The organism is Peribacillus sp. GL_122 (genome assembly GCF_057835005.1).
Map to the genome: position 1 here is coordinate 5,658,812 of NZ_CM174415.1, position 16,111 is coordinate 5,674,922.

14 protein-coding genes are annotated in these 16,111 nt (G+C 40.3%); 2 read left to right on the plus strand and 12 right to left on the minus strand.

Annotation, left to right across the window (positions count from 1 at the left end; translation table 11 throughout):
* The first annotated feature begins 229 nt into the window (after nt 1-229).
* A complete protein-coding gene (locus tag AC3ISB_RS27650) occupies nt 230-1,780 on the plus strand; it encodes an ABC-F family ATP-binding cassette domain-containing protein (protein ID WP_141992353.1) in 1,551 nt (516 codons plus the stop codon).
* 111 nt (nt 1,781-1,891) lie between these two features.
* Here the strand turns inward: AC3ISB_RS27650 and AC3ISB_RS27655 are convergent, their stop codons facing one another.
* The 4 genes from AC3ISB_RS27655 to AC3ISB_RS27670 all read right to left on the minus strand — a co-directional run bounded on the left by AC3ISB_RS27655 (nt 1,892) and on the right by AC3ISB_RS27670 (nt 6,725).
* The gene (locus AC3ISB_RS27655) at nt 1,892-2,839 is read right to left on the minus strand and encodes an ATP-grasp domain-containing protein (protein ID WP_480340124.1); all 948 of its coding nucleotides are present in this window, start codon (nt 2,837-2,839) and stop codon (nt 1,892-1,894) included.
* Between the two features lie 91 nt (nt 2,840-2,930).
* The gene (locus AC3ISB_RS27660) at nt 2,931-4,118 is read right to left on the minus strand and encodes a class I SAM-dependent methyltransferase (protein ID WP_489275192.1); all 1,188 of its coding nucleotides are present in this window, start codon (nt 4,116-4,118) and stop codon (nt 2,931-2,933) included.
* 33 nt (nt 4,119-4,151) lie between these two features.
* The gene (locus AC3ISB_RS27665; protein WP_489275193.1) at nt 4,152-5,060 is read right to left on the minus strand and encodes a phosphotransferase; all 909 of its coding nucleotides are present in this window, start codon (nt 5,058-5,060) and stop codon (nt 4,152-4,154) included.
* A 15-nt stretch (nt 5,061-5,075) separates the two neighbouring features.
* Entirely contained in the window at nt 5,076-6,725 is a 1,650-nt protein-coding gene (locus AC3ISB_RS27670) for a DEAD/DEAH box helicase (protein WP_489275194.1), read from the minus strand.
* A 296-nt stretch (nt 6,726-7,021) separates the two neighbouring features.
* Between AC3ISB_RS27670 and AC3ISB_RS27675 the strand changes: the two genes are divergently transcribed.
* The gene (locus AC3ISB_RS27675; RefSeq protein ID WP_141992356.1) at nt 7,022-8,314 is read left to right on the plus strand and encodes an NCS2 family permease; all 1,293 of its coding nucleotides are present in this window, start codon (nt 7,022-7,024) and stop codon (nt 8,312-8,314) included.
* A gap of 85 nt (nt 8,315-8,399) precedes the next feature.
* On the opposite strand, the gene AC3ISB_RS27680 is transcribed toward AC3ISB_RS27675, so the two are convergent.
* From AC3ISB_RS27680 to AC3ISB_RS27715, 8 genes are read right to left on the minus strand one after another with little or no spacing between them, the layout of a single operon-like run.
* A complete protein-coding gene (locus AC3ISB_RS27680; RefSeq protein WP_098370255.1) occupies nt 8,400-8,936 on the minus strand; it encodes a serine O-acetyltransferase in 537 nt (178 codons plus the stop codon).
* A gap of 10 nt (nt 8,937-8,946) precedes the next feature.
* Complete coding sequence (locus AC3ISB_RS27685; RefSeq protein WP_489275196.1) at nt 8,947-10,068, minus strand: glycosyltransferase; 1,122 nt, start codon at nt 10,066-10,068, stop codon at nt 8,947-8,949.
* The gene (locus AC3ISB_RS27690; RefSeq protein ID WP_489275197.1) at nt 10,065-11,348 is read right to left on the minus strand and encodes an O-antigen polymerase; all 1,284 of its coding nucleotides are present in this window, start codon (nt 11,346-11,348) and stop codon (nt 10,065-10,067) included. Before AC3ISB_RS27690 ends, AC3ISB_RS27685 begins: the two co-directional genes overlap by 4 nt.
* Nucleotides 11,345-12,622: an oligosaccharide flippase family protein gene (locus tag AC3ISB_RS27695; protein ID WP_141992360.1), complete on the minus strand. Its 1,278-nt coding sequence runs from the start codon at nt 12,620-12,622 to the stop codon at nt 11,345-11,347. Before AC3ISB_RS27695 ends, AC3ISB_RS27690 begins: the two co-directional genes overlap by 4 nt.
* Nucleotides 12,623-12,681: 59 nt before the next feature.
* A complete protein-coding gene (locus tag AC3ISB_RS27700; RefSeq protein ID WP_489275199.1) occupies nt 12,682-13,392 on the minus strand; it encodes a WbqC family protein in 711 nt (236 codons plus the stop codon).
* Nucleotides 13,393-14,022 (minus strand): PIG-L deacetylase family protein, encoded by a 630-nt coding sequence (locus tag AC3ISB_RS27705; protein ID WP_489275201.1) that lies wholly within the window; start codon nt 14,020-14,022, stop codon nt 13,393-13,395.
* Nucleotides 14,019-14,996, minus strand: coding sequence for a Gfo/Idh/MocA family protein (locus tag AC3ISB_RS27710; protein WP_489275203.1), 978 nt, complete (start codon nt 14,994-14,996; stop codon nt 14,019-14,021). Before AC3ISB_RS27710 ends, AC3ISB_RS27705 begins: the two co-directional genes overlap by 4 nt.
* Nucleotides 14,986-16,110: a DegT/DnrJ/EryC1/StrS family aminotransferase gene (locus AC3ISB_RS27715; protein ID WP_489275205.1), complete on the minus strand. Its 1,125-nt coding sequence runs from the start codon at nt 16,108-16,110 to the stop codon at nt 14,986-14,988. Before AC3ISB_RS27715 ends, AC3ISB_RS27710 begins: the two co-directional genes overlap by 11 nt.
* Between the last annotated feature and the right edge of the window lies 1 nt (nt 16,111).

Below are 16,111 nucleotides of genomic sequence, written 5' to 3' on the forward strand. Positions count from 1 at the left end.
ACATCCTTTCGCTTTTAAACTGGTTCCTCTATTATCTCATATAATTTATGACAGGGCGATAATGCACAGCATGGCATTGGATCCATTGGTTCACATTAAAGGATTTCCCTTCGAGGGGCTCCCCGTACCCACATATATGTAAATTAATAGATTAGATAGCAATCCCGTGCAGTTTTTAGTATGATGAAACGTAGGGATTTTTTCAAATTAATTGGGAGGTTCAATATAAATGAGCTTACTTTCTATAGATAAATTAGCACACAGCTTTGGCGACCGTACCTTATTCAAGGATGTTTCCTTCCGCCTGATGGCCGGCGAACATGTTGGTCTAGTCGGGGCAAATGGTGTCGGGAAATCAACGATGATGAATATCATTACAGGGCAACTTATCCATGATGATGGCCGGGTGGAATGGACACCTGGTGTCGAATATGGCTATCTTGATCAACATACGATACTTTCAAAAGGTAAATCGATTCGCGACGTCTTAAGAGATGCATACTTACCTTTATTCGAGCAGGAAAAAGCACTGAATGAAGTAACAGAGAAAATGGGGGCGGCCACTCCAGAAGAACTTGAAGAACTCTTGGAACAAATGGGTGAGATTCAGGACAAGCTGGAAGCCGGCGGTTTTTACAATCTGGATATTAAAATTGAAGAAGCGGCACGCGGTTTAGGGTTGGATGCAATCGGTTTGGACCGTGATGTCTCTGCCCTAAGCGGTGGACAACGGACAAAGGTTTTACTAGCCAAGTTACTTTTGGAACAGCCTGAAGTACTGCTCCTTGATGAACCGACGAACTACTTGGATGTAGAGCATATCCGCTGGCTGAGCAGCTACTTAAAGGAATATCCTAATGCATTCTTATTAATTTCGCATGACACTGAGTTCATGAACGGCGTCGTCGATGTCATTTTCCATCTTGAATTTTCAAAACTGACCCGTTACACGGCAACTTATGAAAAATTCCTTGAGCTCGCTGAATTAAATAAAAACCAACATATTAACGCATATGAAAAACAGCGCGAATTCATTAAAAAGCAGGAAGATTTCATTGCAAAAAATAAAGCCCGCTACTCAACGACCGGTCGCGCAAAGAGCCGTCAAAAGCAATTGAATCGCATGGAACGTATAGATCGTCCAGAAACTGCAATGAAACCTACATTCGACTTTAAAGAATCACGTGCGAGCAGCCGTTATGTCTTTGAAGGTGAAGATATGGAAATCGGATATGACCGCCCATTGCTTCCGAAGTTGTCCATGACCATCGAACGGGGAGAAAAAATTGCCGTGGTCGGCTGTAATGGAGTTGGTAAATCCACTCTTTTAAAAACGATTTTAGGTAAAATTGATCCTCTAGGCGGCAAAAGATCACTTGGCGATTTCCTTTTTTCTTCTTATTTTGAACAGGAAGTGAAAGCAGGCAATACGACGCCGATAGATGAAGTATGGAATGCATTTCCGCATCTGGACCAACCCCAGGTACGTGCGATTCTTGCCCGTGTCGGTTTGAAAAACGAGCACATTACACGTCCGATGAGCCATTTAAGCGGTGGTGAACAATCAAAAGTACGCCTGTGCAAACTTATGCTTACCGAAAGCAATTGGCTGTTATTCGATGAGCCGACAAACCATTTGGATGTCGTTGCAAAAGAAGAACTAAAACGTGCATTGAAAGAGTATAAAGGAACGATTGTCCTCGTATGCCATGAACCTGATTTCTATGAAGATTGGGTTACCAAAGTATGGGATGTTGAGGAATGGTCGAACAATAATTAACTTGGTCTATTTAGAGGGTGCCCGCTTGAGACGGGGCACCTTCTTTTTATGTCAAAAAAGACTGAAATGGTTATAAAATCCCCCTTTCAGTCAGCATCACTTTTTATTATTTTATTTGTTCAAGTTTTGTTTCGCCAATTCGGATCCTAGAAACTTCGCTAATTCAAGCATGCCATATTGGCCTGCTGCTTCCTCAGCGTCACTGTTATAATTCGTATTGGTATTAATGTCATACGTGTAGATTTCACCATCGCTGTTACGAATGAATTCAATTCCTGCAATCGAAATTTCATTCGCTTTTAAAAACGCTTCATATTTTTCAATAATCGGATCATGAAAATCTTGCACAATTTGAAATTTTGGTTTTTCTTCTACCTCTTCACCGATCGGGCAGAACAAGTCACCAATTTGGCATGCATCTGCCGGACAAAGCTCGAAACCTTCGGATGTATCAACCTCTACCGCATAAATAAACTTGCCACCCACGAATTCACAACGGGTGATGAATGGCTCCGGCGCTTTTATGTATTCCTGAATTAATGTAATCCCATCAACTGGCTCATCGAATTCTGGACCTTCCACATAATGTTTCAATGCTTCTACTGAGTGAAATAATTGAACACCGAGTCCTTTACCTGCACGGTTATGTTTCGTGATAAACGAAGCGACATTTAATTTCTCTGCTGCCTTCATGATATTTTCCTTACCTACAGCTGCGATCGTTTTCGGAGTCTTAATTCCAGCCTTTGTCAGTGCCGTATATTGATTGACTTTGCTGACCTCCAAACGAAGCGCTCGTGACCCATTGAAGACTGTACGATTATGCTGTTCAAGCCACGCTAGCACAGATTCTGTCATTTCAGGCGCAAATCGGTGCCCACGAGTATGTGAGCTTGCACTCATACGGCTATAAAAAACGCCCTCTGGCGGTTCCTCTGTTAAATCCACCACACCCTGATCAAGATGCCATTCTTCATAGGAAAGTTCTAACTCATTCATTCTTTTGGTTAAATGGGCAGTCCATTCCTCATTTTCATGAATGATATAAATTTTACTCATAAAAGGTCCCTCCTGATTGTTTAAAATTTTATGTTTTTATCTGAGGCATAGAGACATCCTTTTTATATGCATAACACTTTTGACTGCATCCTTAAACTCGTTCCGCCACCAAGGTATATGTTTTCGGAAGCCCAATATCATGGATTTTATGATTCGGTTCTTCCTCGAGTACTTTAATAACAAGCCCTGATTGACCTATTGACGTTATAAGTTCCCCGATTGTCCATTTACGCTGTACAACTCTTGAAAGGCTCCCTTTTTCCTCATCAGGCATATGCTTTGAAAAAGCGACCTCATTGTTTTCGATTGCCGGAGCGAAATAGTTACCTGTGATTTTATGTTTTTTACCCTTTGAAGTAATGAGCTTTGTTGAAATCGGGTGAAATTCATGCAGTATGAATCGGCCTCCAGGTTTCAGCATCTTTTTGATTTTTTCAAATAACGGCTGCAGATCTATTAAGTAGTGAAGCACACCGAGCTCCATTAATACCAAATCCTGATCCCCTGATTCATGCTCGGATGATAGTGAAAGGACATCCGAAACGATATACTCGATGGAGACATTGGCCCCACTGGCCAGCTCATTCGCAAACATTGCGTTTTCCTGGGAAAAATCAACAACTTTCACTTCAGCTTCCAATATGGCGAGGGCAACTGCTTTAACACCGTTCGATCCCATCAAATGAGTAATTTTTTTACCGGATATATCTCCCATATATTTATAAAAAGGGTGCAGTCTCCATTTTGGATTTTGCTTGATTTTTGATGCCAATTCCACGGGATTTCCATAACGATTGACAAGCGCTAAATAATTGTTCTGGTTCCACGCCTGTTCATTTTCCTCTGTGAACCCCTGCTGCTCGGCAGATAAATAAGCATGAATCTCAATACTGTACTTTCTCATTTCTTCGTTATATAAATAACTGTATAACGACCTGCACCAAACCTCCATATCCCCCATCTTTATAGACAAACGATAAGGGTCGGTTTTAATAGTCGTGTTAAACCGGCAGTGAACAGTGGCAGAAACCCCCTCGACATCCATTAGAAAGAAAGCAGTCTCAGGACTTCTTTCAGGCTTTGTTGGGGAGTATTCAGAAAAAAGATTTAAAGCCTCATTAAAGACATCCCATTGTACATCAATATCGATGTTCTTATACTGATCAATATCCACTCCTTGCACGAACAGAGCAGATCGACCTGTATATTGGTATGGAATATTAGCTTGATCCAACATGTTCGCCATTAATGTGATTGAATGATAATAACTTGCCTTCATATGAACCTCCTAAACATCAAAAAAACATGACAATTATTCTTCTATAGCAAATTTCAAACCGGTACTCGTAATGGCAATCAGCTCTTCATCATGGCGGTCTATGCCATAAACGAGTAATGTTACAAGCATAAATATGGCTCTGAACCGGGCTAAGCTCTCTGTTTCCTTTTCGATTTGACCATAGATTTCATAAAAGCCTCGGCGCGCCTCTTTTGGGAAATAACTGTATAAAAAGGAGAAATCAATGGCTGGATTCCCGACATGAACATCTCCCCAATCAATGATACCTGCAAGGACGCCTTCGTCATCAAGTAAAACATTCCGGATATGAATGTCTCCGTGAACGAGTGAAATCGGGTGCTGAACATCGAATTCACCTAAGGTTTCAACAAAATCCTTAACCGCATGCGCCTGTTCAAAGAATCCTAGCTTTAATAGATTCGAGACATTTTCCATTAGCGATTTCTTACGATAGGATACATCAAGCCTCATCATCCCATCTGGCTGCACACCTAAACGCATAGCCCTTTCCACAGGGAAACTGTGAAGAGCTTTCAAAAAATGAGCAAACCTTTTTGCCGATTCGGCCTTATTTGCCACTGATCCTTCTACAGGCAAGTGTCCCTTTACCATTTTATAACCGGTAAAAGGATACGGATACAGTGTACTTGGTTTCCCAAAAAAGATCGGTTCAGGGATAGCAAGCGGAAAAGTGCCTGCAATGGAAGGCAAAAGCTGACTTTCCACCTGAATCAACGTAACCGCAATAGGGCGGCGGGGGAAACGGAATACAAATTGCCCATTGATTTGTATGACCGTGTTATCGAAGCCCTCCCCAAGTTGCTTGATCTCTTTCAACTCAATTTCCGGAAACTGCAGCATTATCAATTTCCCCGCTAGTTCCAGCGAAACCGGATATTCTGCCAACCAAGGCTTTTCCACTCCCGTCTCCCCCTTTTACCGGTTTCTCCCTCTATTGGGGCTGCTGCCAGATCCACCTCTAAGATTACTTGGCCCTTGTGTCCTGTTTGCTCTACGGCTGTCTCTTTGATCTCCTCGCGGATTGTCACGCATTGATCCACGGCTGTCTTCTGTGCGGCCTCCCCGCGGGTTCTCTCGTCTTGGTCCGCGGCTGTCTTCCATCCGGCCTCCCCGTGAATCCTCACGCTTTGTTCCGCGGCTGTTTTCCATCCGGCCTCCCCGTGAATCCTCACGTTTAGGTCCGCGGCTGTTTTCCATCCGACCTCCCCGTGAATCCTCACGCTTTGGCCCGCGGCTGTTTTCCATCCGGCCTCCCCGTGGTTTCTCCCTCTCGAATTCACGATTGTCCGCTTGATTTACAGAACGGTGACTGCCCCGATTCGGTCCTCTCGTATCTATCCGTTCCCGGTGTTTCCTTCCCCCGCCCGAACGCGGTCGGCGGGTACCCTCATCAGAAGAGTCTTCATAGCGTTTCCCTTTTTGCCTCACCTCATCGGGTTGGAACATTTTCACGCCTTCAATCGTCCTTCTTTCGATTTTCATGGAGATCCCTTTTTCAATCTCGCTTAAAAGCTGTAAATCCTTCGTTGCTATGAAAGTTACAGCCAAGCCATTCTCACCCGCCCGGCCCGTCCGGCCAATTCGGTGGATGTAACTTTCTGCATCCTCGGGAACATCATAATTAAACACATGTGTCACGCCTTCTACATCGAGTCCTCGTGCGGCAACGTCCGTTGCCACTAAATATTGAAGCTTCGCGTCTCTGAAGTTTTTCATGACACGTTCCCGCTTTGCCTGTGAAAGGTCACCATGAAGCTCTTCAGAATTGAATCCAGCTGCTTTCAGGGCATCATTCAAAACCGAAACGCGACGTTTTGTACGGCAAAATATGATCGCAAGGTATGGCTGTTCTTCTTTGATCATGTTGATTAATGATGACTGTTTGGCACGATCGGTGGTCTCGATGACAAGCTGCCTGATTTTCTCGACCGTTACTTGCTCAGCCTTCACAGCGGCAGTTAATGGTTTAGTCATATAGCGTTTGGCCAATTGATGCACCTGTTCAGGCATCGTCGCTGAAAAGAGCAGCGTTTGGCGCTCCTCTGGAAGCTGTCCCATGATTTCTTCGACCTCTGGTAAAAATCCAATATGTAGCATTTGATCAGCTTCGTCCAGCACGAGTGTTCCAGTTTGTGATAGATCGATGGTGCCTCTTCGTAAATGATCTAATAGCCTGCCTGGCGTGGCGACCACCACGGAGATGTTTCTTGTCAGCTTTTTCATTTGCTGCTCGACATCCTGTCCGCCATAAACTGCAAGCACTTGGAGTCCTTCAATTTCATTAGCGAATTTCTTCAGTTCAGCAGTGATTTGCAAAGCCAATTCCCTGGTTGGCGTAACGATCAGGGATTGTATGTGGGATGCAGCGGGATCTACTTTTTCCAGGATTGGCAGCAAAAATGCCAAAGTCTTTCCCGTCCCCGTTTGAGCCTTCGCGATGACATCCCTTCCAGCAAGGATATCTGGTATCGATTTCTCCTGGATCGGGGTAGGGGCGGATATTCCTATTTGCTTTAATATCATGTTAATCGCCGGGCTGACGCCAAGGTCGATGAATTCTGTCATGTATGGGCCTACTTTCTGAATTTCTTCATTTAATTGACTGATAAATCCACTGAAATGGTAACAGCTTCCTTCAGTTAATGTCATATTCCTTAGTCTAAGCTAATTGTTAGTATATCATTATCTATTTTCGAGAAAACCTGTACCTTAAAATTTTTCATCCTATTGTACTTTAGTTGTTTTTCTAATATAATTTATAAGATTATCCAATCGAGCTACTTACTTTAAAATAAAGGGTAAGCATCTCATCCTTGTAGATTTGTGCAAGGATTTTTTGTATATAAAAAAGGAGTGACCGCATGTTTAAATTAAAAGAACGAAATTCAAATATTAAGACGGAAGTACTTGCGGGGCTTACAACCTTTTTAACTCTGGCTTATATCATCGTTGTAAACCCAATGATCCTTTCTGATGCCGGTGTTCCATTCGACCAGGCATTTACGGCAACCATAATCGCAATAATAATCGGTACCCTAAGCATGGCCCTATTAGCCAATTACCCTATTGTCATAGCACCGGCAATGGGATTGAATGCTTATTTTGCATACTCGGTATTGGGAACCCATGATATTTCATACACAGTTGCCTTCTCTGCAGTCTTTGTTACCGGTATCATCTTTATCCTTTTATCCCTAACCTCTTTCCGCTCTAAATTGATCGAGGCCATCCCTAATAACTTGAAGCATGCAATCAGTGCCGGAATCGGACTTTTCATCACCTTCATCGGACTTCGCCTGTCAGGTGTCGTAACACAGCATGAATCCAACCTGGTTACCCTTGGAAGCTTCAGGGATCCTAATGTGGCGCTTACATTGATTGGTTTGGTCATAACGATCGTGCTGATCGTTCGCAATGTGCAGGGAGCGATATTCATCGGAATGATCGTGACTGCCATAATCGCTTTCTTTACAGGCCAATTGGAAATTAACGGTCTGGTTTCCACCCCTTCATTACCTGAAGGGATTATCGTCGCCAATCCAATCACATCTATCGCCGATGTCATTAACTACGGCCTTTATGGCGTCGTCTTCTCCATTTTGCTTGTAATGCTTTTCGATACGACCGGTGCTTTATTAGGCATAGTCCGTCAAGCTGGATTGCTGAAGGATAATAAGCTTGAAAAATCCGGCAGTGCCTTCTTTGCAGATTCCATCGGCACTACTGTTGGTGCCATGTTCGGTACAAGCCCGACCGCTGCCTCAGTTGAATCATCAGCTGGTGTAGGAGCCGGCGGCAAGACAGGCTTAACCGCGTTGGTTGTGGCCATCCTTTTCTTAATGACCGCCTTCTTCAGCCCACTGATAGGAGCTGTCTCAAATGTAGCGGCAATCACGGCACCTAGCTTGATCATCGTCGGAAGCATGATGATTAAAAGCATTAATGAAATTGACTGGACACACTTTGACGAATCATTCCCAGCCTTTTTGGTCATTGTCGCCATGCCTTTAACATCAAGCATCGCCAACGGGATAGCACTCGGATTCATCTCCTATCCCATTTTAAAAATGGCAAGGGGCAAATTCCGGGAAGTGCATCCGTTCGTGTACATGTTTGCCGTTTTATTCCTTTACCAACTGATTTTCCTGGCTTGATCATTTCGTGAAGGACATCATGGGATAATAAAAAGGAGTGTTCAATTCATGTTAATTGAACACTCCTTTATTCGTTTACGTGCAATTAATTTATAACGCCATCCATCTTTTTACCTTTAATCACACTTGGTACTCCAACTGCCGTGCAATTATCGGGAACGGATGTCAAAACAACTGCATTTGCCCCCACTTTCGAATTCGTGCCAATTCGGATGCCACCGTGTATTTTAGCGCCATTTCCTATATACGCATAATCACAAACCTCAGGTGCCTTTTTACTTTCTTTATTTTGTCCTAAACTTACTTGATGCATAATCGTAACATGATCTCCTATTTTGCAATATGGGTTGATAAGAACGCCTTTAGCTCCATGGGGCAGACGTAAATCCTTGCCAATTTGACATTGCCCAGGAAATTCGCAATTCAGGAAAAGTCTTATGATTAACAAATCTACCATGCGGTACATAATCCATAATACTTGTTTTAAGATTGGAATGTTCACTTTATAGTAAATTATATTGCCTATCCGGTAAACAAACATGACGATTATTCCATGGATTCCGCCCAGTCTCCCCCAGTTATTAATAAATGACAATTTATTGAACCATTTAAATAAACCCATGATATGCCTCCTAAAAACATGATTTTAATTTATCGAACAGTGATCGCAGCTTTTCCTCTTCATTCTCCCAATTATATTCTTGTCCATATGCGGCCTTCCCCAGTTCACCCATTTTTGCGGCCTCCTCAGGGGATTCCATTAAATAAACAGCATTTTGAACGATTTCATCCATGTTTGCTACATCGACAGACACTCCACAGCGCCATTTATCCAGTACATCTTGAATAAGAAAATCAGAAACCATAAATGGAATGCCAGCAGCCATATATTCAAAGCACTTTGTTGTTTTACCACCAATGAAATTAGGATCAGGAACTAATAATGCCATGCCTGCATGTGCTTTCTGGATGGATTCAAATGCTTTATCAAAAGCCATTACACCCTCTAGACTGATGTAATCTTCTAAGCCGTTGTCAACTATGAACGTTTTCAATTTTTCGATGTATGCTTCACCGCCCGTTCCAATGATCTTCATGTGAAATACTTTCTTTAATTCTACTAATCTTTTCGCAAGATGCAGCATGGTTTCCCCGCCACGTATATCAGAGATGCTTCCTAAATAGATAAAGGTAAATACATCTTCTTTTTCTGTATTTTCTATCATTGAAAGAATTTTCGGGTAATTATAAACATCAACTGTTGGACAAGTTAAGAATCGATAATCATCTTTATACGTCATTTCTGCAAACACGACCCCGCTGCATGCCCTTAGCAATTGTTTCTCCGAATAACGATACATACTCAATGCAATTTCGGGGATTTTTTTTCTCATAAGGACCTTTGTTACATTTTCATGCATGTCATAAACAATGACCGGATGATAATGGGGAATCCTTCTAATAATATTCATTAAAATCAGCAGCTCTGGATCATGAAACTGAATCACATCAGGTTTATCCTTCTTAATCTTCCGGTACAGAGCAATCCAATTTAATATACGTCCTTTTCTAGATCGCTTAGTTAACAGTTCAACTTCAATATTGTCTGGTATATTATCTGGGATCAGATTATTTTTAATAGCTATATGCTTCACCTTGTACTTTCCTGTTTCCCCGAGAGAAAAGGCTTGCCGAAAATAAATCCTGGTGTCATTCCATGGATGCACCGAACTGATATTATAAAATAACTTCATCTGTTATCTCCCTTTTGTGAATCTGACCCTAACATTAAATACATGATAACGAAAGTAAAAACCATCCCGCCTGTCACAAACGTTGTTGTAAGCGCAGTATCCGCTAAACACCATGCAGGTACAACAAACAGGATTATGCCAACGCCTTGCCACTTTTCATTTTGCGTCAGGCTATCATAAAGCCATAATATCGCTGCTAAGATCACTGTATAAATCAAGAATCCAAAATAACCGAAATTAGCAAAAGCATCGGCGAACATATTGGCATTGGCTGCCATTTCAGGTCGGCCAAAGTACTCTGTACCGATAATGTATGGCGGACTCTTGTCATAAACAGGATCTATGAATTTTTCAAAAATACTGTACGACAGCAAGGCTTTTGGATGGATTGAAAAGAAGTCTACATAATAGGTTGTCAGCAACCCCGGCGTGACGATCATCCTTCTGGCAAATAAATTGGATAAATATGCCTGACCAAGGATAACATCCAGAATAATGCTGATGCCTAACAACAAGCAAAGACTTACACAAAAAAGGATGGAGAAGTTCCTTCCCTTCTTCCGAAAAGCAATAAATACAACAATTAATAATCCAGTTGATAACAGAGTGGACTTCAATCCATTGACGGTGTATAAAAGGTATTGCAGCGCTAGTCCGATAAACACATAGGTATATTTTTTTTTGCATAAGCCAATGGTCACGATAAATGGATTACATACTTTTGCAAGCCACTGTATAATATAGCCTGCAAGAGGGGTCAATTTTGTTCGAAAGGTTAATCTCTTATCATAGATATCCTCGGAGTTTATGGGAGGCTTTAGACTAATTCCACCCGAAACCTTGAAGATGTAAAGAAAAAAAATGAATAATGTTATAACGAAAATGACTTTTAATAGACCGATATTAATACTAGGAGGGTTAACCTTCATGGCTGGCAATCTATTAACATTTCCGATGATAAGTAAACAAAAAAACAAAAGGACATTCGTATATATATAATCAGGCTTTAGCGAAAATAAATAATTCGGGACCCATACTACCGGTATATAGACAATAAAATACAAAATCCAGAAAACGAGTTCCGACGGCTTATCCAGATCATTTTTTATGAATATGGCTGGCAATATAATAAAAAACATGGAAATTACTATCATGACTGCACTTGGATGTTGTCGATATATAAATCCCATATAAGCATATTCAGGGGAAATAAAGTAAACGTAGGAAATATCCAATAAGCAGACGTATATTCCTATCAGACCCATTTGAATCAGCTTCATTTTTTTAGGTTATCCTCTCGATCTATGGAATGTATCGCCCTATAGCCAAGGAGAGCAAAAAAGTAGTAACTGGCCCCCATACAAATGCTAAAGTATAAAATGGCTGTTTCAGCCGATCCCCCTGAAATGAAAATGACCAGTACTCCAATGGTTGACAGTAACAGCCTTGAAACATCCCATAAAAGCTGAGTCTGTTGTTTTTTGATTATATACAGTATTTGGGAAATTGGCATGACATTCACTTGGCCTATAAACATGATTGACATCAACGTCACATATTCACCGGAAACACGCCACTCTTCCCCAAAAACAAAACTGAAGAGCCCTGGGGCAATCCAAGCTAACAGTATCAATGACGGTATGCCTATCATCGCTAACTTAGTAAGAATGCTTCTATATAATTTCAAAACCCTTCCAGGATCATTTGTAATGCTTTTTACCACTTCGGCATAGAATACCGCTGAAATACTTGCTCCCACCAACGTAATGGGCATACCTACCGTTTTTGAAGCCATGGAAAAATGACCCGTCACTTCAGGTCCGTATAGACGCATTAATAACAAAAATATGATTTGCATAGATAAAGAGCTTAATAGTGTTGACCACGTAGAGTATTTGGCGAAATCCTCATACTTTTTAAACAAATACCGGATTCTTCTATAGTTCACTTTTGGCCAATGCATTTGCTTTAAGAAAAATCGCCAAATGTACGCAAAGGTTATTCCCCGTCCAATTATATCTCCTGCAGTTAAACCCATTCCTGGAGAAAGGTGATTAATGGACGTAAGCGAGAACTGACTAATAACATTGCTAATCGATTGAAGTAGTTTAGAATGGAATATTCCTTTAAACTTATCTTCTTTCACCAACCAGTGAATCAACACTTGGTATATCCCTGCAAAAAATAGACCACTTGAAAGCAAAAGGTCATTCATAATAGTCGTCTTAATCCCGTAAAGATGAAATAACGACAGATTAAAAAGGCTCAAAATCAAATTCAGCATACAAACAACGGCAATCGTAAACATGCTAATGTAAATCAAGTGAAACGTATTCTTATGGTTTTTTTCTAAAGGAATCGCCTTTTCTAAACAAAGAGATGAAAATGACATGAGAATGGCCAAAAGGGACGTATAGGTTGAAAACACACCAAAATCTTCTGGTTTATATATTCTTGTCAGTATGGGAGAACTTGCAAATAGAATAAGCTGTGCAATTGAATTGCCTGTTAATAATAAAAGGATTTTATTTATAAATTCATTTTTTATTTTCATATTCTCAAACCACGCCGCATCTCTATTTTTCTATACTCATTTACATTTTTCAGATTAGCCTAATTTATTCGTTCAGTTAACGTTTCTTTTATATGATCCGCCGGACAGTGCATGATCCAGTCAAGAATCGATAAATTTTTTACACATTCTGTCTCATTTTTCACATAATAGACAGGATGAATGAAATTTTGATAGACGAGATCGATTCCTTCTTTACGAAACAATTCTTCTTCCAAGTAATCCTTTCCGCTTTTCCCGCTTAAATAGCATGTACCATCGGTTTGCTTAAGCAGGCTGACTAATCTCTCTGTTTTTCCAAAGGATGTATTAAAATCAGTGGAAAGGTATGTTTCTCCTTCATAGTTTAAGTAATTTAAGATCAATTCAATTAAATGAATATTTAAATCGACTAATAAAGCGTGTTGTTTTTGATATGCTTCTTCCAACAGCGGGAAAAAATCTTGAAAGTGGCGAGTTTTTTTATAAACTTGCGAAATTTGCTTCAAATGATTCCTTTTCCATTTTTGATTTTGGGAATGATAACTGATTAATTTTTCATGTAACATTTCAGGTTTTTTTTGAAGCGGTACAGTTAGCCTTGACTCTTTTCCATCAGCACCTAGAATGTATGTCTTATTTTGAAAATTACTTGAAGAGTATTTCACATCAGACAAATATATAAAAACATCCGATTGGAAAACCTTATGAATCAAACCAATCCAGGGCAAGTAATTAGGCTGGTGAATTGCGACTATCTTCTTTTTTTCCACCTACAAAACCTCTTTTGAAAAAATTAATAGGAATGTCTCCGCGTATTTACAATTCACTTGGGAGCCCCTCCAACTGCCGATATGCTCCGCATTCACTAAATAGTGCCCCATATAACCGGTTAGCTGTGATTGGAACATGGTAATCATTTGTTTTTTATCTTCCATGAACTCTGTAATATCACTATAAATATTCGGGAGAAATTGATTGGCAGCGATGTTATTGTTTTGGTTGATTTGTTCGAATTCATATAGGGTAAATTGTTTTTTCCTAAAACAGCTTCTTACCACCTTTGATAATTTTTGATGATCTTGGTGACTGTCATTCATCCAATGTGTATAGACTTCGTCTGGATTCATCTTTTCAATGATATTGTCGAGCTCTTTTATTAATTTATGAAGAGGAATATCCTCAACGTTATTACCCTCACAGTAATTAGAAAACTGTACCTCATATCCGAAATTCTTTGATGACTCTATTGCCTCTTGTTTCCTGACCTTGATATTCGAAGGGATGGAAAATATGATGTTGATAATGTAATGTCCTTGGTTCAATAGCTTACGAATGGTACCGCCCATACTAATTTCCGCATCATCCGGATGTGCTGTTACTAGCAATATTTTTTTCATCATGTTCCTCCATTTAAAGCTTGTTCAATGATAGATATCGCTTTAAGTGTAATGCTCTTTTGTTCCCTGTAAGCTGTTTCATTTTTCATTAAAATCCATTCTGAAAATTCAGTGATTTCATAAAGCAAACTATTATCACTAATAGGTTCACTAATCATTTCTTCAATGTCATTAATGATACTGCGGTAACTGATTGTGCGGATATCGTATAACGAGTGAAAACGCAAAGTTCCGTTCTCTCCGTAAATTTCCGATATTGAATCATTCGTTAAGTTAATTTTCGAAATCAACATGGTTACTTTATAATCTTTATATTCAAAAATGCACGTGCCGCCTAAATCAATGTTTTTTACGATCAGCTGTTTAAAATAAAAACTTTTAAGGGGAGCACCAAATAATTGAATGGCCGCATAAATAGGATAAATTCCAATTGTTCTTAATGTGCCGCCACCATGATTTTCATCGAAAAGTGGAGCTTTTTCTCCTTTCAATAAGGCCGAATACTGCTTGGAATAGTTTTGGTACTTTAGGGTTGCCCCATGAATTTTCCCTATTTTTTTTATGGCATTCTTTAAAATTTGAAAGTTGGGTTCATAAATAGATCTCACCGCCTCAAACACAAAAACATTTTGTTTATCTGCAGCATCGAAAACTCGATTGGCTTGATCAGCTGTCATGAATGCCGTTTTCTCCACAATGACGTTCTTTCCATGCTCAATGGCTGCCATCGCTTGCTCATAATGGGAAGCATTGGGAGTGGCTATATAAACAGTATCCAGCTCATCATCTTCAAAAACTTCATTCAGTGATCCATAAACTTTAGAAACTCCTTTTTCTTTTGCAAGCTCCTTGGCAAAATGGAATCTTCTCCCCCAAATTCCCATCACCTCTCCATTTGAACTTTCATTAATGGCATCAATCATTGCACAACCTATTGGACCTGACCCCACCACTCCAATCCTATTTTTAACAACCATGTTCCACTGCCTGTTTACATTTCGCTACAATGTATTTCAGATCCTCATCAGACAAATCCAAGTGACATGGTAACGTGAAATGAGATTCACGAAATCTATCGGCATTCGGGAGAGATGCAAGGGGATATTCCTCTAGCAATGTGGGCTGTAAATGTAATGGGACCCCATAACAATGCCCGGTGCTTATATGACCCTCTTTTAAATGCTTTTTAAATGTTTCGCATTGCTCTTTGCTTTTAGACATGACGATAATTTTATAAAATGAAGATTCATTGTGGTCAGATGAAGCTTGGAAGTAAAGACCGTTTACTTGAAAAGTATCATTCAATTGTTCTTTATAGAAACTGAAGATTTCCTGCCTGACCCGGATCATGCCATAAGCTTCCTGAACTTGCAGATAACCCAGCAATGCATAGAATTCGCTGAGAAGCATGTCACCGGATAATACTTGATTGACTGCACCATTTTCATTCCCATGGTGCCTTAACAACTCACAGTATTTGATTAACTCAATATCATCCGATGTAATGACACCGCCTGTGGCACTTGTAACAATTTTAGTAGGGTACATTGAAAAAACCCCGGCAAACCCAATTGTCCCGGCATTATATCCATTTATAGCGGCACCAAAAGCATGTGAAGCATCTTCGATTAGATAAAGATCATTCTCATCACAAAACTCTTTAATCTCAAAGATGTTATCAGGGATCTTTCCAGCAATATACGTAATTAGGACAACTTTCGTTTTGGGAGTCACGGCGCTCTTCAGGCTATTTAAATCCAAATTGAAATCCTCTAAATTGATGTCACAAAGAACGACCCTTCCTTTCGCATTTTTCACCGCATATACTGGGGAAATAAACGTATTGCTTGGCATGATCACTTCTTTGCCTTCAACATCTAGATACTTTAAAATGATTTCAATGGCTGCCGTTGCACTGGAAAGTGCGACAGCATACTTAGAATCACTGTATTGTCTGACGCTTTCTTCAAATTTCCGGGTATACTCACCTAAAATTAACCTGCCAGAATCCAAAATGTGCTCAATGTTCTTGAGGTATTCCCGTTTTACCCAACCTGTTATCACTGGCTTTGTATTTACGATAGTCTCCATA

What these genes read in the sequence shown, in the direction of transcription:
- AC3ISB_RS27650 (WP_141992353.1), top strand. Translation starts at nt 230, where the DNA reads ATGAGCTTACTTTCTATAGATAAATTAGCACACAGCTTTGGCGACCGT.
- AC3ISB_RS27655 (WP_480340124.1), bottom strand. Translation starts at nt 2,839, where the DNA reads ATGAGTAAAATTTATATCATTCATGAAAATGAGGAATGGACTGCCCAT.
- AC3ISB_RS27660 (WP_489275192.1), bottom strand. Translation starts at nt 4,118, where the DNA reads ATGAAGGCAAGTTATTATCATTCAATCACATTAATGGCGAACATGTTG.
- AC3ISB_RS27670 (WP_489275194.1), bottom strand. Translation starts at nt 6,725, where the DNA reads ATGACAGAATTCATCGACCTTGGCGTCAGCCCGGCGATTAACATGATA.
- AC3ISB_RS27675 (WP_141992356.1), top strand. Translation starts at nt 7,022, where the DNA reads ATGTTTAAATTAAAAGAACGAAATTCAAATATTAAGACGGAAGTACTT.
- AC3ISB_RS27680 (WP_098370255.1), bottom strand. Translation starts at nt 8,936, where the DNA reads ATGGGTTTATTTAAATGGTTCAATAAATTGTCATTTATTAATAACTGG.
- AC3ISB_RS27685 (WP_489275196.1), bottom strand. Translation starts at nt 10,068, where the DNA reads ATGAAGTTATTTTATAATATCAGTTCGGTGCATCCATGGAATGACACC.
- AC3ISB_RS27690 (WP_489275197.1), bottom strand. Translation starts at nt 11,348, where the DNA reads ATGAAGCTGATTCAAATGGGTCTGATAGGAATATACGTCTGCTTATTG.
- AC3ISB_RS27695 (WP_141992360.1), bottom strand. Translation starts at nt 12,622, where the DNA reads ATGAAAATAAAAAATGAATTTATAAATAAAATCCTTTTATTATTAACA.
- AC3ISB_RS27705 (WP_489275201.1), bottom strand. Translation starts at nt 14,022, where the DNA reads ATGATGAAAAAAATATTGCTAGTAACAGCACATCCGGATGATGCGGAA.
- AC3ISB_RS27710 (WP_489275203.1), bottom strand. Translation starts at nt 14,996, where the DNA reads ATGGTTGTTAAAAATAGGATTGGAGTGGTGGGGTCAGGTCCAATAGGT.
- AC3ISB_RS27715 (WP_489275205.1), bottom strand. Translation starts at nt 16,110, where the DNA reads ATGGAGACTATCGTAAATACAAAGCCAGTGATAACAGGTTGGGTAAAA.